Genomic DNA, 13,694 nt, shown 5'->3' with positions numbered 1-13,694 from the left:
TTGTTTGACGTGCCCCGGAGCGGTGGCACCCGCCGACGAAAGAGACCCGCTTGCGCAAGCTCACGTACTTCATCGCCACGTCCGTCGACGGCTTCATCGGAGCCGCGGACGGCGATGCCGACTTCCTCAACCAGTGGCTGGACCCCGAGTACACGGCCGCCCTCGCGGCGGAGTACCCCGAGACCCTGCCCACGCCCGCCCACGCGATGTTCGGCATCCCCGAGGACTTCCGGGCCCGCCACTTCGACACCGTCGTGATGGGCCGCGGCACCTACGAACCGGGGCTCAAAGTCGGGTTCACCAGCCCGTACGCGCACCTCGACCAGTACGTGGTCTCCCGGTCGCTCACCACCGCGCCCGACCCGGCGGTGAAGGTGATCAGCGGCGACATCGTGGCGCGGGTGCGCGAGCTGAAGGAGGAGCCGGGCCTCGGCATCTGGCTCTGCGGCGGCGCCGACCTGGCAGGGCAGCTGGTCGAGGAGATCGACGAGTTCGTCGTCAAGACCTACCCCGTGTTCCTCGGTTCCGGCATGCCGATGTCCCGCGCCGGCTTCGGGCTGCGGGCGCTGGAGCTGACCGGCTTCACGGCCTACGGCGGCGGCCAGACGATCGCCACGTACGCGCGCAAGCGCTGAACCCGCGGACCGGCGGGCCCGCGAGCCCGCCGAACGCACGGAACCGGCCTACCGTGGAGGTATGGCCGGTGAACAGCGACACTCCGAGCGCCACCCGCCGCCGCACACGCCCGCGGTGGTCGCCCCGCACGCCGGGCACGAGCAGCGCACGTGCCCGGCCTGCGGGCGCCCCGTCGAGACGCTCGTCCGGCGGCGCAAAGCGCTCGGGATCTTCATCCCGGAATGGGTGCCGGGCCCTTGCCGGAACCCGGACTGCCCGGAGTACGCGCCCGAGGCCGGCAGTCTGACCTAGCCCCGGGCCGGTGCAGGGTGCCGCCGTCCCGGAAATCCCGGAAGGCCCCGGAAGGACCCGGGTGGCGGCCCCCGCTTCGTGCTGCCGGGTGTCAGCCCTTCGTGCCCAGGCCCGAGGCGGCGAACCCGTTGGCCCACAGCTGGTTCACCCGGGCCCGCTCGGTGCTGTTCGGGTAGGCGTTCGTGCACGAGGTGCCCGGCCCGCCGCCCGACATCAGCTCGGAGCAGGGGCCCGAGTAGTGGTCCGGCAGGCCCAGCACGTGGCCGGTCTCGTGCGAGGTCACGCGGGTGGAGTTGTAGATCTGGTTCTGCCGGTAGTCGAGGAAGATGTAGCCGCGGCCGTGGCCGTCCGTGCTGGCGTACGAGCCGCGCGGGTCGTTGCCCTCGCGGTACGAGAAGCTCCCGCCGGAGGAGACCTCCTGCAGCTTCACGTTCGTCACCGAGCTGTTCCATATCTGCGTGGAGCGGGCGATCTGCGTTCGGAAGCTCGGTGCGTTGCGGGTGTTGTACGTGACGGTCACGACCAGGGCGCCCGGGTTCGCGGCGCGCTGCTCGGCCACCGAGCGCTGCACGGCGTCGAAGAACGCCTTGTTGGCGGCCTGGTTCTCCTGCGAACGCTCGTACGCGGCGTAGGTCTCGGCGCTGCCGGCGGCCGGGGCGGAGGCGGCGCCGGCGGTGGGGACGACACCGCCGAGGGCGGCGGCGAGGGCCAGGCCGACGACGGCGGCCGACAGGCTCTTCCGGGGCATGCGGGAGTGGCGCATGTGGGGGGCTCCTACTCAATCCGGTGTGGGGGGTGGGTCGTTCGGTACCGGAGTCTGAGGGAGCCGGAGGGGCCGGCGGATGATGTCAGCCAGCGATAGCACCGCCCTATCGCGAGCCTGTCGACAGGCCAACTCCCTTGAGAATGGCGTGATTCGATGGGGTGTCAGTGGCTGGTGAAGTGCGCAGGGCCCGCCCTACCCTCGGGACATGGAGCTCGAGGTGAGGCACCTGCGCGCGCTGTGCGCCATCGCCGACGCCGGCAGTCTGCACAAGGCGGCGCGGCAGCTCGGCGTGAGCCAGCCCTCCCTGACGACCCAGCTGCGCCGTATCGAACGCGCCCTGGACGGCGAGCTGTTCCTGCGGGAACGGACCGGATGCCGACCCACCCCTTTCGGCCGCACCGTCCTCGGCCGGGCCCGCCCGCTCGTCGACGGCATGGCCGCCCTCGTCGCCGAGGCCCGGGCGACGGCCCGCGGGCCGCGGCTGCGCATCGGCTCGACGGCCAGCCGCGCCCTGCCCGGCTGGCTGCGCCGGCTGCACCGGCGCTGGCCCGACACCGAGACCTCGCTGGTCGTGGACGTGTCCCCGAACGCCCTGCTGCGGATGACGGCCTCGGGTCAGCTGGACGTGGCGTTCGTGCACGAGGTGGAGGGCAGCCCGCTGCGGGTGCCGGCCGGCCTTCAGGTCCGGGTCCTGATGGAGCGGGAGCCGCAGTTCGTGTCGATGTCCCCGGACCACCCGGCGGCCGCCCGGCCGGTGGTCGACCTGCGCGACCTCGCCGAGGACCGGTGGACCGTCGACCCCTCCGTGGACGGCGAATGGGACGGCCTGCGGCGGGCGTTCGCCGAGGCCGGGGTCGACCCGCCCGTCCTGCACGCCGACTACCACACCGCGTCCTCGCTGATCGTCTCCGGCGAGGCCGTGGCCCCCTGCCAGCCCACCTCCGGGCCGCGCACCGACATGGCGATCCGGCCGCTGGCCGGCGACCCCCTGGCCGTGCGGCTGCTGCTGGCGACCCGGCCCGGCGAGCACGCCGAGGCCTACGAGGACCTCCGCGCCGCCTACCGCGAGGCCGCCCTGAGCGCCCCGCCCTACCGGGCCTGGCTGCGCCACCACGCGAGCCCCCTCCTGGCCGCCTCGTAACCCGCCCCCGCTTCGGGCACCCCGGCGCTTCTCGATCACCCCCTGGCACACGCCCGCCGCCGCGGACCGGCGCCGGGCGCTTCGGCATGCCGTGCGTCGTGAGCCGCCGCCGCGGATCGCGAGCGGCGCCGCGGTCTTGACTTCCCCCGACCGCGATATATCGTGTTATCCAGAAGACGCGATATGTTGCGTGCTGTGTCCGTACCGGAGGAGGAGCGACGCCATGGCAGAGCAGAAGACGTGGTCGGTGGGTGAACCGCAGAAGCTCGCCTTCGACGAGCCGGTGACCGAGCTGCGCGTCCGCCTCGTCGGCGGCACGGTCAACGTCGTCGCCGACGAGGGCCCCGCCCGCCTGGAGGCGACCGCGGTCGACGGGCCGCCCCTGTACGTGGTCCAGGAGGGCGGCACGCTCACCGTCTCCTACGAGGACGTCCCCTGGAACGGCTCGCAGGGCTTCAAGGAGTGGCTCGAGTCCAAGCCCTGGAAGGCCTGGACCGGCTCCCACGAGGGCGGACGCAAGGCCTGGGAGCGCAGCGCCACCGTCACCCTCGCCGTCCCCGCCGCCACCCGCGTGCACCTGACCACAGCCGGAGCCGCCTCCGTGGTCTCCGGCATCCGCGGCGGCACCGACGTCCACAGCCTCTCTGGGGACTCCACCCTGGTCGGACTGTCCGGCCGGGTCTCCGCGCACACCGTCTCCGGCGGCGTCGAGGCCCAGTCCGTCACCGGCGAGCTCGGCTTCCGCTCGGTCTCCGGCGGGCTGACCGTGGTCGAGGGCGCGGGCCTGACCGTACGGGCCGACTCGGTCAGCGGCGACATGCTGATCGACCTGGACGCCGACCCGGCGTCGCCCCCCGGCGTGGACATCACCCTGAACTCCGTCTCCGGCCAGCTCGCGATCCGCCTGCCGCACCCCGCCGACGCGCGGGTGGAGGCCAACACCGCCACCGGAGGCGTCTCCAACGCCTTCGAGGACCTGCGGGTCTCCGGCCAGATGAGCGCCAAGCGGATCACCGGAACCCTGGGCGCGGGCACCGGCAGCCTGCGGGCCACCACCGTCTCGGGCTCCATCGCCCTGCTGCGCCGCCCGGCCGCCGACGCCCCGGCCACCCCCCTCGTGCTCGACAAGAAGGTGCTCTGACATGCCGCCCGTCTTCGCCCACGGACGTCTCCGCCTCTACCTCCTCAAGCTCCTGGACGAGGCCCCGCGCCACGGCTACGAGGTGATCCGCCTGCTGGAGGAGCGCTTCCAGGGCCTGTACGCGCCCTCCGCGGGCACGGTGTACCCGCGGCTGGCCAAGCTGGAGGCCGAGGGGCTGGTCACGCACGCCACCGAGGGCGGGCGGAAGGTGTACTCCATCACCGACGCCGGCCGCGCCGAACTGGCCGACCGCGGCGGTGAGCTCGCCGACCTGGAACTGGAGATCCGCGACTCGGTCTCCGAACTGGCCGCCGAGATCCGCGACGACGTACGCGGTGCGGCCGGCGCCCTGCGGCGCGAGATGCAGGCGGCGGCGTCCGCCTCGGCGACCCGCGTGGAGGACGAGTCCTGGGCGGCGGCCAAGGAGGAGCTGCGCCGGGCCAGACAGGAGTGGAAGGAGCAGGCGCGCCGGGCGAAGGACGAGAGCCGCCGGGCCCGCGAAGAGGCCCAGCAGGCCCGCCGCCAGGCCAAGGAGGCGCAGGAGCGGGCCCGAGAGGAGGTCATGCGGATCGCGAGCCAGCTCCAGGAGCAGTTCGCGAGGTCCGGCGGCGTCCTCGGCAGCCTGGCCGGGAGCTGGCTGGGCGGCACCACGAGCGGCGCATCCGGCGCGTCCGGCATGTCCGGGGCGGCCACCGCCACCACCACCGCGGACGCCGACGCCACCGCCGCCCCGGCCGCCGGCCCGCACCCGCGCTGGGCCGAGGACCTCGCGCCCACCGGCGACCCGGCCCGCGACTTGGACCGGCTGCTGGACCGCTTCCGCGACGACATCCGCGACGCGGCCCGCGACCACGGCGTCACCCGGGACCAGCTGGCCGAGGCCCGGGCCCGCCTGGCGGCCGCGGCCGCCCACATCGCGGCCGTCCTGAAGCCGGTCCGCTAGCTGTATTGCCCAGTGAGGTTGGGGACGCGGCTGGCGGGTGGGGGCTGGTCGCGCGGTTCCCCGCGCCCCTGCGGGGCGCCGCTCAGGCGGCCGAAGCCGCCTCGGCCGCCGCGTAGGTGATGCCGTGGTCGGCCAGCACCTCGGCGGCCGTGCCCGGCCGGGAGAGCAGGGCGAGCAGCAGGTGCAGGGCGGTGAGGTGGTTCTCGCGGCGGCCGAGCGCAATGCGCAGGGCCTCTTCGAGGGTCTTCTTGGCGCCCTCGCCGAAGGGGACGTGGCGTTTCGCCGGCCCGGGGCGGCCGAGGGCCGAGCGCAGCGCGGACCCCAGGGTCCGCCGCCGCGGTGCGGCCGAGGCGAGCGCGCCCGCCCCGTGGACCTCCTCGACGCGGGAGACGATCTCGGCGAGGTCGATCCCGAGGCCGGCGAGGGCCTCCTGGTCGGCGCGGGTCAGGCCGCCCCGGCGGCGGGCCGCGGCCAGGTCCGCGGCCACGGCGGTCCGGTCCACGCCGAGCGGGTCCAGTGCGCCCTGCTCCAGGAGCGCCCGCAGCAGGTGCTCCTCGGTGACCGTGGCCTCCCCGGACCGCCGGGCCTCGGCCACGGCGCCGATCACGATGTCCCGGGCGTCCCGCGTGAAGCGTTCGAACATCAGGCCCTCCCGTGCTTCTTGTGCACGGCCTGCCGGCTGACGCCCAGCTCGGCCGCGATCTCCTGCCAGGACCACCCCTGTGCGCGGGCACTGCGTACCTGTACGGCTTCCAGCTGCTCCAGCAGCCGCCGGAGCGCGGCCACGGCGCGCAGCCCCACCCGGGGGTCGCGGTCGCCGGCCCGCTCGGCGAGATCGGTCGCTTCCGTCATGCATGTCAATGTAGGTTGACACCCGAAGGGGCGTCAACCGTGATTGACAAGCGGCGCCGGTTCCCGCGGCCGCGCCCGGAGCCGGCTACACGGTCAGGACGACCTTGCCGAAGAGGTCCCCCGACGCGAGCCGCTCGAAGCCCTCCCGGGCCCGGTCCAGCGGCAGCACCTCGTCGATCACCGGCCGCAGCCCGGTCGCCGCGCAGAACGACAGCAGGTCCTCCAGCTCGTCCTTGGAGCCCATCGTGGAGCCGACCACCTTGAGCTCCAGGAAGAAGATCCGGGTCAGCTCGGCGTGCGCCGGGCGGTCGCCGCTCGTGGCACCCGAGATGACCAGGGTGCCGCCCGGGCGCAGGGACTTCACCGAGTGCGACCAGGTGGCCGCCCCGACCGTCTCGATCACCGCGTCCACCCGGTGCGGCAGCCGTGCACCCGGCTCGAAGGCCTCCACGGCGCCCAGTTCCACGGCCCGCCTGCGCTTGGCCTCGTCGCGGCTGGTGGCGAACACCCGCAGGCCGGCCGCCTTGCCCAGGGCGATGGCCGCGGTGGCGACCCCGCCGCCCGCGCCCTGGACCAGGACCGAGTCGCCGGGCCGCACGCCCGCGTTGGTGAAGAGCATCCGGTACGCCGTCAGCCAGGCCGTCGGCAGGCAGGCGGCCTCCTCGAAGGACAGCTCGGCGGGCTTGCGCAGCACGTTCCACGCGGGGACGGTCACCTGCTCGGCGAACGTGCCCTGGTAGCGCTCCGTCAGGATCGACCGGGGCTCGTCCGGTCCGACGCCGTGCCCGCTCTGGCCGATCACGGAGTGCAGGACGACCTCGTTGCCGTCCTGGTCGACGCCGGCGGCGTCGCAGCCGAGGATCATCGGGAGTTTGTCCTCGCCGAGGCCGACTCCGCGCAGCGACCAGAGGTCGTGGTGGTTGAGGGAGGCGGCCTTGACGTTCACGGTCACCCAGCCGGGGCGGGCCTCGGGGGCCGGGCGCTCGCCCAGCTCAAGGCCGCTCAGCGGCTGGTCACGGTCGATTCGGGCGGCGTAGGCAGCGAACATGCCGCGACGCTACCGCCCGGTAGGCCGAGGGGCCAGCCTTGACGTGCGTCCGGTCGGTGAGGTCTTCGTCGCACCGGCCGGCCCCGGGGGCGGGTTCGGCCGCGGGGCGCAGCCGGGAACCGAGGCGGTATCCCGCTGCGTCCGGGAAGGTGGTGAACAGCCGGCACCCGGATCAGTAACGGAACTGTCCGTCATGCATTCAACTACGGGCTGTACCTGCGGTCTTGGGTCACGGGAAGCGATAAGCGGAACGGCAAGATCAGGCCTGGGGGAGGGGTAGTATTCAGGCCGGGCAGCGGCTGGTCATGAGCCTGACATCCGTTGTTCTCCTCTTCCGAGGCTTGCCTCGCACGACTCGCCGACGCGGCGCGACCCCTCCCGGTTCGGGGGCCGGGAGGGTGCGCCCGCGGGTGGGCCCGCACGTGAAGGGGCCCGGCCGGATCACTCCGGCCGGGCCCCTTCACGCACAGCGGTACGGTCAGCCCAGGCGGGCCACGCCGTCGGCCCTGGCGGCAGCCGCCACCGCGGCCGCCACCGCGTCGGCGACTCGCTCGTCGAACGGCGACGGGATCACGTGGTCGGCGGCGAGCTCGTCACCCACGACACCGGCGATGGCGTCGGCGGCGGCGATCTTCATGCCCTCGGTGATCCGGCTGGCGCGGACCTTCAGGGCGCCCGCGAAGATGCCCGGGAAGGCCAGCACGTTGTTGATCTGGTTCGGGAAGTCCGAGCGGCCCGTGGCCACGACCGCCGCGTACTTGTGCGCGACGTCCGGGTGGACCTCCGGGTTCGGGTTGGCCATGGCGAAGACGAAGGAGTCCTTCGCCATGGAGGCCACGGCCTCCTCGGGCACGGTGCCGCCCGAGACGCCGATGAACACGTCCGCGCCGGCCAGCGCCTGCTCCAGCGAACCGGTGAGCCCGGACTTGTTGGTCAGGCCCGCGATCTCGGCCTTGACGTCCGTCAGGTCGCCGCGGCCGGCGGACACGACGCCCTTGCGGTCGGTGACGCACACGTCGCCGATGCCCGCGTCCACGAGGATCTTGGCGATGGCGATGCCCGCCGCGCCCGAGCCCGAGATCACGGCGCGCAGGTCGCCGAGCGTGCGCCCGGTGAGCTTGGCGGCGTTGCGCAGGGCGGCCAGCGTCACGATGGCCGTGCCGTGCTGGTCGTCGTGGAAGATCGGGATGTCGAGCGCCTCCTGGAGGCGGCGCTCGATCTCGAAGCAGCGCGGCGCCGAGATGTCCTCCAGGTTCACCCCCCCGAAGGAGGGCGCGAGGCGGACGACGGTGTCGACGATCTCGTCCGTGTCCTTGGTGGCGAGTGCGATCGGAACCGCGTCCACACCACCGAACTGCTTGAAGAGGATGGCCTTGCCTTCCATCACCGGAAGGGAGGCCTCGGGCCCGATGTCGCCGAGTCCGAGCACGGCCGTGCCGTCGGTGACGACGGCGACCACGTTGGACTTCCAGGTGTATTCGTCGACCAGCTCGGGCCGCTCCGCGATCGCGGTGCAGACCTTTGCCACGCCGGGCGTGTAGGCGAGGGACAGGTCGTCCTTGTTCTGGACCGGCACCGTGGCCTGGATGGCCATCTTGCCGCCCCGGTGCAGTGCGAACACCGCGTCCGGGTTGTTGTCCGTATCGCTGTCGCTGCGAGGATTGACGATCTCCGCTGCCACTGTTCTAGACCCCTTAAGTCTTCTGTCGTTGAGGGTGGCCACTCCTGGTTAAGGGGTGGGCGGGCACCGCGTACGTACTCCGCATCGACGGTTGGCCCGTCTCCGCGAAGGGGAGGCTCGTACGCGCGGGGCGCGCCGCACGCGCGCCCTGAGCCCCGGATGAGGGGTGTAAGGATCCGTTGTACCCGAAGAACACTCACCCAGACGAGTCACTTCCGGCGGGTCTGGAGGTCTCTTGTCCCGATTTCGGCGAAAGGTCCAAACGGGTCTGTCCATTTGGCGAGACGCGCCGCAAATAATCCATCAAAAAGGCCAGGTCACGGCGGTTTCTTCGGTTCGCGGCCCTGCTCTCCGCAGGGCTGTTGGACACTCCGGGACACCCGTTATCCGATTTTGACCTGACGAACTGCCTGAATGCGTCAGTCCGAATGGCAAGATGCGGAATCACACGAGGTCGCGACACTCGAAGGTGCGTGCCCGACCGCTCTCGCTTGCTTTTGCCCAGTCAGCCGGAGGAACCAGCTCATGACCGCAAGCACCACCCGTCGTACGACCGCCGCCCGGTCCCGGATTGCCGCGGTCGGCGCGATCGCGGTCGCCGGCGCCCTGATCCTGACCGGTTGCGGCGACCAGACCGACAAGGCCTCCACGGCCCCGTCGGGCCAGGCCGCGAACAGCTCCGCCCCGCTCTTCGCCAAGCTGCCGAAGAAGATCCAGGACGCGGGCGTGATCAAGGTCGGTACGGACGCGACGTACGCCCCGATGGAGTTCACCGAGGGCGGCAAGATCGTCGGCGTGGACCCCGACGTGGCGGCGGCCCTGAGCAAGCAGCTCGGCGTGCAGTTCAAGTTCGAGTCCGGCACCTTCGACACCCTGATCGGCAGCATGCAGACCGGCCGCAGCGACGTGGTCATGTCCTCGCTGACCGACACCAAGGCCCGCCAGGAGGGCCTGGACGACAAGGGCAACAAGACCGGTGCGGGCGTCGACTTCGTCGACTACTTCTCCTCCTCCACCGCCCTGCTGGTCAAGAAGGGCAACCCGGAGGGCCTCAAGACCCTCGCCGACCTGTGCGGCAAGAAGGTCGCCGTCCAGCGCGGCACCACCTACGAGCAGGCCGCCAAGGACCTGGCCGAGAAGTGCAAGACGGACGGCAAGGGCGAGCTCTCCATCGAGTCCTTCCCGACCGACGCCGAGGCCCAGACCCGCGTGAAGGCCGGCGGCGCCGCCGCCGACCTGAACGACTCCCCGGTCGCCGCGTACATCGCGAAGACCGCGGGCGGCGGCAACGACTTCGAGGCGATCGCCGACCCGACCGACGCCGGCCTCTTCGGCATCGCCGTGGACAAGAAGAACACCCAGCTGCGCGACGCGCTGAAGGAAGCGCTGGACGCGATCATCAAGGACGGCACCTACAAGGCCGCCCTGGACAAGTGGAACGCGGGCTCCGGTGCCGTGACCGAGGCCAAGGTCAACGCCGGCCAGTGACCCTGCGGAGTACTCCCCTCGTACTTCGTCTTCCTTGCACCATCGAAGGGCAGTCACTGTGACTGACAAGCTCGACAAGGCCTCCGGCCCGGCGGACAACCCGCCGGCCGGGGCCGTCCCCCATGAGGCGATCCGCGCCATCCCGGTGCGCCACTACGGCCGGTGGATCAGCGCCGTGGTCGTCCTCGCCCTCGCCGCGGCGCTCGTCTACGCCTTCTCCGAGGGCAACGTGCGCTGGGCCACCGTGCCCGAGAAGATGTTCGACCCCACGATCCTCAAGGGTCTGGGCAACACCATCTGGATCAGCATCGCCTCGATGGCGCTGGGCCTGGTCCTCGGTGTCGTCTTCGCCGTGATGCGGCTCTCGAAGAACCCCGTGACCAGCACGATCGCCTGGTTCTACATCTGGTTCTTCCGCGGTACCCCGGTCTACGTCCAGCTCCTCATCTGGTTCAACCTCGCCCTGATCTTCCCGATCCTGAACCTCGGGTTCTACAAGGACGAGATGACCCAGGTCATGACGCCGTTCCTGGCCGCCCTGCTGGGCCTCGGCCTGAACGAGGGCGCGTACATGGCGGAGATCGTCCGGGCCGGCATCCAGTCCGTCGACGAGGGCCAGACCGAGGCCTCGCACGCCCTGGGCATGACCCAGACGCAGACCATGCGCCGTGTGGTCCTCCCGCAGGCCATGCGCGTGATCGTCCCGCCGACGGGCAACGAGTTCATCAACATGCTCAAGACCTCGTCGCTGGTCGTGGCGGTGCAGTACTTCGACCTGCTGCGGGCCGCCCAGGACATCGCGTCCACCTCGTTCGCGGTCATGGAGATGTTCTTCGTCGCCTCGATCTGGTACCTGGCACTGACCAGCGTCTTCTCGATCGGCCAGTACTACCTGGAGCGGCACTACGCCCGCGGTGCGCTGCGCGCCCTGCCGCCCACGCCGTGGCAGAAGCTCAAGGCGAACCTCTCCCGCTTCTCGAACCGCAAGGCGGTGGCCTGATGACGACTGCCATGGTGAAGGCCGAGGGCGTCCACAAGTCCTACGGCGCTGCGCACATCCTCAAGGGCATCGACCTGGAGGTCGCCCCGCGTGAGGTGTTCTGCCTGATCGGCCCCTCGGGCTCCGGCAAGTCGACCTTCCTCCGGTGCATCAACCACCTGGAGAAGGTCAACGGCGGCAAGCTGTACGTCGACGGCCAGCTCGTCGGCTACCGCCAGAAGGGCGACAAGCTCTACGAGCTGAAGGACAGCGAGGTCGCGGCCCAGCGCCGGGACATCGGCATGGTCTTCCAGCGCTTCAACCTCTTCCCGCACATGACGGCCATCGAGAACGTCATGGAAGCGCCGGTGATGGTCAAGCGCGAGTCCAAGGCGGTGGCCCGCGAGCGCGCCATCAAGCTGCTCGACCGGGTCGGCCTCGGCGACAAGGGCGGGAACTACCCCTCCCAGCTCTCCGGCGGCCAGCAGCAGCGTGTGGCGATCGCCCGCGCGCTGGCCATGGAGCCGAAGCTGATGCTCTTCGACGAGCCCACCTCGGCGCTCGACCCCGAGCTCGTCGGTGACGTCCTCGACGTCATGCGGGACCTGGCCGAGTCGGGCATGACCATGGTCGTGGTCACGCACGAGATGGGCTTCGCCCGCGAGGTCGGCGACAACCTCGTCTTCATGGACGGCGGTGTCGTGGTCGAGTCCGGCCACCCGCGCGACGTCCTGGGCAACCCGCAGCACGACCGGACGAAGGCGTTCCTGTCCAAGGTGCTCTGAGCCGGCCGGGCCGCTGCCCGACACGCCGGGAGGGGCGGTACGGATTCCCGTACCGCCCCTCCCGCATGTCGTGGCGCGGTCGGCCTCGTCGATCCGCGGGGCCGAGGCGCCGGGCATGTGGTCGGCTGCGCCTCCTGCCGACGGTCCCGGCCCTCCTGCCGGGCCTGCCGGTCGGTCGTCGTGCGCGGCACCGCGGACCCCTCCACTCGTAATACCCTCGAATGCGTAGCAGCCGTTACCCGAGACCTCATCCGCATCCGTAAGGACTACAAGTGGAACTGGCCCATTACTCGGACTTTGCCGTGCGCCTGGTCAACACCGAGGAGCCGGCCCGCAACAAGGACGCGCTCACCTCGGTCGAGGCCGTGCGCGCCCTCTTCGGCGCCAGCACGCAGATGGCCCGCCGGGTCACCGACACCGACGTGACCCGCTTCCGCAACGTCCGCGGCAGGCTGCGCGCCGTCTTCGAGGCCGCCGACAGCGGCGACCACGTCCTCGCCGTCGACCTGCTCAACTCCCTGCTCATGGAGTTCCCGGTCAGCCCCCAGGTCTCCGGCCACGAGACCCTGGACGAGGACGGCACCCCCAAGTGGCACATCCACCTCGCCGACCACCCCTCCAACGCCTCCGCCGGCTACGCGGCCATCGCGTCCTTCGGCCTGGCGTTCCACCTCACCCAGCACGGCCCCGACCGCCTCGGCCTGTGCCAGGCACCGCCCTGCCGCAACGCCTACCTGGACACCTCCACCAACCGCTCCCGGCGCTACTGCTCCGACCGCTGCGCCACCCGGGCGAACGTCGCCGCCTACCGCGCCCGCAAGCGGCTGGAGGCCGATGCGTCCGCCCACAGCGGCCGCAGCGCCGAGACCGCCCAGGACAGCCGCGCCCTCAGCGAACTCTGATCCTCCGGGCGCGGCCGGAACCGCAGTACCGCCGTCGCCAGCACCAGGTCCTCGGGCACCGCCCCGTAGTCGGTGCTGTCGCCGGTCTCGTTGAACGGGTTGTCCCCGAGCACCCACCAGCCGCCCGGCCGCCGCTCCACCGCCCGCTTGACCACCAGCAGGTCCTGCTGGAACGGGTGGCGCAGCACCACCACGTCACCCGGCCGGACGGCAGCCCCGTACCGCACCACCAGCCGGTCGCCGTGCAGCAGGGTCGGCGCCATCGACGGCCCCGACACCTCCAGCACCTCGAACCGGGAGCGGCCCCTGCCCGCCGTCCTGCCCGCCATCCGCGACCTCCTCGCCCGCTCATCCCTCACCGGGCATGCTGCCGCACCCCGCCGTACATTCACCCACCACGGCGCGACCCGCCCCGGACTTTTGTCCCAAGCCCACGGGGCCGCTCGCGAAATCCGCATTCCCACGGAGTACGCTCCCCTCCTGAGAAGACGATCACGAGGAGGAGAATCTCCATGCTTTCCCGCCTCTTCGCCCCCAAGGCGAAGGTCTCCGCCCACTGCGACCTGCCGTGCGGCGTGTACGACCCTGCCCAGGCCCGCATCGAGGCCGAGTCGGTCAAGGCCGTCCAGGAGAAGTACCAGGCAAACGAGGACCCCGACTTCCGCGCCCGCGCCATCACCATCAAGGAGCAGCGCGCCGAGCTCGCCAAGCACCACGTCTCCGTGCTGTGGAGCGACTACTTCAAGCCGCCGCACTTCGAGAAGTACCCGCAGCTGCACACCCTGGTCAACGACACCCTGAAGGCCCTCTCGGCCGCCAAGGCGTCCCACGACCCGGCGACCGGCCAGAAGGCCCTCGACCTCATCGCCGAGATCGACCGCATCTTCTGGGAGACCAAGGCCGCCTGAGGCAGCCCTCACCATGACGCCGGAGGGGGGGGGGGGGCGCGGGGGGTTGGCCGCGGGCGCCGCCGCGGGGGTGGGGCTCGGGGGCTGGGCGCCGCGGGCTGCGCTTGACTCTCCGCTGTTTTTCTCTTCTTTC

The 13,694-nt window shown here is 71.7% G+C and carries 16 protein-coding genes; 10 read left to right on the top strand and 6 right to left on the bottom strand.

Annotated features, from left to right (window positions below; translation table 11 throughout):
* Positions 1–50: 50 nt before the first annotated feature.
* Entirely contained in the window at positions 51–635 is a 585-nt protein-coding gene (locus AC068A_RS27440; protein WP_478588921.1) for a dihydrofolate reductase family protein, read from the top strand.
* 61 nt (positions 636–696) lie between these two features.
* Positions 697–927: a hypothetical protein gene (locus AC068A_RS27435; protein WP_478588920.1), complete on the top strand. Its 231-nt coding sequence runs from the start codon at positions 697–699 to the stop codon at positions 925–927.
* Positions 928–1,018: 91 nt separating this feature from the next.
* On the opposite strand, the gene snpA is transcribed toward AC068A_RS27435, so the two are convergent.
* Complete coding sequence (gene snpA, locus AC068A_RS27430; protein WP_478588919.1) at positions 1,019–1,690, bottom strand: snapalysin; 672 nt, start codon at positions 1,688–1,690, stop codon at positions 1,019–1,021.
* A gap of 208 nt (positions 1,691–1,898) precedes the next feature.
* Between snpA and AC068A_RS27425 the strand changes: the two genes are divergently transcribed.
* From AC068A_RS27425 to AC068A_RS27415, 3 genes are all read left to right on the top strand, one after another.
* Entirely contained in the window at positions 1,899–2,834 is a 936-nt protein-coding gene (locus AC068A_RS27425) for a LysR family transcriptional regulator (protein ID WP_478588918.1), read from the top strand.
* 223 nt (positions 2,835–3,057) lie between these two features.
* On the top strand, positions 3,058–3,975 hold the full coding sequence (locus AC068A_RS27420; RefSeq protein ID WP_478588917.1) for a DUF4097 family beta strand repeat-containing protein: 918 nt from the start codon (positions 3,058–3,060) through the stop codon (positions 3,973–3,975).
* Between the two features lies 1 nt (position 3,976).
* On the top strand, positions 3,977–4,918 hold the full coding sequence (locus AC068A_RS27415; protein WP_478588916.1) for a PadR family transcriptional regulator: 942 nt from the start codon (positions 3,977–3,979) through the stop codon (positions 4,916–4,918).
* 82 nt (positions 4,919–5,000) lie between these two features.
* Here AC068A_RS27415 and AC068A_RS27410 read toward each other — a convergent pair whose 3' ends face one another.
* The 4 genes from AC068A_RS27410 to AC068A_RS27395 form a co-directional block, all read right to left on the bottom strand.
* On the bottom strand, positions 5,001–5,561 hold the full coding sequence (locus AC068A_RS27410; RefSeq protein WP_478588915.1) for a Clp protease N-terminal domain-containing protein: 561 nt from the start codon (positions 5,559–5,561) through the stop codon (positions 5,001–5,003).
* A complete protein-coding gene (locus tag AC068A_RS27405) occupies positions 5,561–5,770 on the bottom strand; it encodes a helix-turn-helix domain-containing protein (protein ID WP_054220957.1) in 210 nt (69 codons plus the stop codon). The genes AC068A_RS27410 and AC068A_RS27405 overlap by 1 nt, the downstream gene beginning before the upstream one ends.
* Before the next feature lie 85 nt (positions 5,771–5,855).
* Entirely contained in the window at positions 5,856–6,818 is a 963-nt protein-coding gene (locus AC068A_RS27400) for a zinc-binding dehydrogenase (protein WP_478588914.1), read from the bottom strand.
* A 478-nt stretch (positions 6,819–7,296) separates the two neighbouring features.
* Positions 7,297–8,499 carry an NAD(P)-dependent malic enzyme gene (locus tag AC068A_RS27395; protein WP_478588913.1) on the bottom strand — a complete coding sequence of 401 codons (1,203 nt, stop codon included), beginning with the start codon at positions 8,497–8,499 and terminating at the stop codon, positions 7,297–7,299.
* Positions 8,500–9,024: 525 nt separating this feature from the next.
* On the opposite strand from AC068A_RS27395, the gene AC068A_RS27390 reads away from it, so the two are divergent.
* From AC068A_RS27390 to AC068A_RS27375, 4 genes are all read left to right on the top strand, one after another.
* Positions 9,025–9,987, top strand: a complete 963-nt coding sequence (locus tag AC068A_RS27390) for an ABC transporter substrate-binding protein (RefSeq protein WP_478588912.1) — start codon at positions 9,025–9,027, stop codon at positions 9,985–9,987.
* 58 nt (positions 9,988–10,045) lie between these two features.
* On the top strand, positions 10,046–10,987 hold the full coding sequence (locus AC068A_RS27385; protein WP_478588911.1) for an amino acid ABC transporter permease: 942 nt from the start codon (positions 10,046–10,048) through the stop codon (positions 10,985–10,987).
* Positions 10,987–11,751 (top strand): amino acid ABC transporter ATP-binding protein, encoded by a 765-nt coding sequence (locus AC068A_RS27380; RefSeq protein ID WP_308428408.1) that lies wholly within the window; start codon positions 10,987–10,989, stop codon positions 11,749–11,751. The genes AC068A_RS27385 and AC068A_RS27380 overlap by 1 nt, the downstream gene beginning before the upstream one ends.
* A gap of 272 nt (positions 11,752–12,023) precedes the next feature.
* Positions 12,024–12,653, top strand: a complete 630-nt coding sequence (locus AC068A_RS27375; protein WP_478588910.1) for a CGNR zinc finger domain-containing protein — start codon at positions 12,024–12,026, stop codon at positions 12,651–12,653.
* On the opposite strand, the gene sodX is transcribed toward AC068A_RS27375, so the two are convergent.
* Positions 12,557–12,982, bottom strand: coding sequence for a nickel-type superoxide dismutase maturation protease (gene sodX / locus AC068A_RS27370; RefSeq protein ID WP_478588909.1), 426 nt, complete (start codon positions 12,980–12,982; stop codon positions 12,557–12,559). The two genes, AC068A_RS27375 and sodX, sit on opposite strands and share 97 nt — an antisense overlap.
* A gap of 183 nt (positions 12,983–13,165) precedes the next feature.
* On the opposite strand from sodX, the gene sodN reads away from it, so the two are divergent.
* Positions 13,166–13,561: a superoxide dismutase, Ni gene (gene sodN, locus AC068A_RS27365; protein WP_403565683.1), complete on the top strand. Its 396-nt coding sequence runs from the start codon at positions 13,166–13,168 to the stop codon at positions 13,559–13,561.
* Positions 13,562–13,694 lie beyond the last annotated feature (133 nt).

This window comes from Streptomyces sp. NPDC043854, assembly GCF_056436005.1.
The sequence above is the reverse complement of the archived record's forward strand: the minus strand, read 5'-3'. Positions and strand labels throughout refer to the sequence as shown.

Bases quoted from the DNA above. Each gene is read 5' to 3' on its own strand.
- sodN (WP_403565683.1), top strand. From the start codon at position 13,166: ATGCTTTCCCGCCTCTTCGCCCCCAAGGCGAAGGTCTCCGCCCACTGC.
- AC068A_RS27415 (WP_478588916.1), top strand. From the start codon at position 3,977: ATGCCGCCCGTCTTCGCCCACGGACGTCTCCGCCTCTACCTCCTCAAG.
- AC068A_RS27405 (WP_054220957.1), bottom strand. From the start codon at position 5,770: ATGACGGAAGCGACCGATCTCGCCGAGCGGGCCGGCGACCGCGACCCC.
- AC068A_RS27410 (WP_478588915.1), bottom strand. From the start codon at position 5,561: ATGTTCGAACGCTTCACGCGGGACGCCCGGGACATCGTGATCGGCGCC.
- snpA (WP_478588919.1), bottom strand. From the start codon at position 1,690: ATGCGCCACTCCCGCATGCCCCGGAAGAGCCTGTCGGCCGCCGTCGTC.
- sodX (WP_478588909.1), bottom strand. From the start codon at position 12,982: ATGGCGGGCAGGACGGCGGGCAGGGGCCGCTCCCGGTTCGAGGTGCTG.
- AC068A_RS27425 (WP_478588918.1), top strand. From the start codon at position 1,899: ATGGAGCTCGAGGTGAGGCACCTGCGCGCGCTGTGCGCCATCGCCGAC.
- AC068A_RS27420 (WP_478588917.1), top strand. From the start codon at position 3,058: ATGGCAGAGCAGAAGACGTGGTCGGTGGGTGAACCGCAGAAGCTCGCC.
- AC068A_RS27380 (WP_308428408.1), top strand. From the start codon at position 10,987: ATGACGACTGCCATGGTGAAGGCCGAGGGCGTCCACAAGTCCTACGGC.
- AC068A_RS27400 (WP_478588914.1), bottom strand. From the start codon at position 6,818: ATGTTCGCTGCCTACGCCGCCCGAATCGACCGTGACCAGCCGCTGAGC.
- AC068A_RS27435 (WP_478588920.1), top strand. From the start codon at position 697: ATGGCCGGTGAACAGCGACACTCCGAGCGCCACCCGCCGCCGCACACG.
- AC068A_RS27390 (WP_478588912.1), top strand. From the start codon at position 9,025: ATGACCGCAAGCACCACCCGTCGTACGACCGCCGCCCGGTCCCGGATT.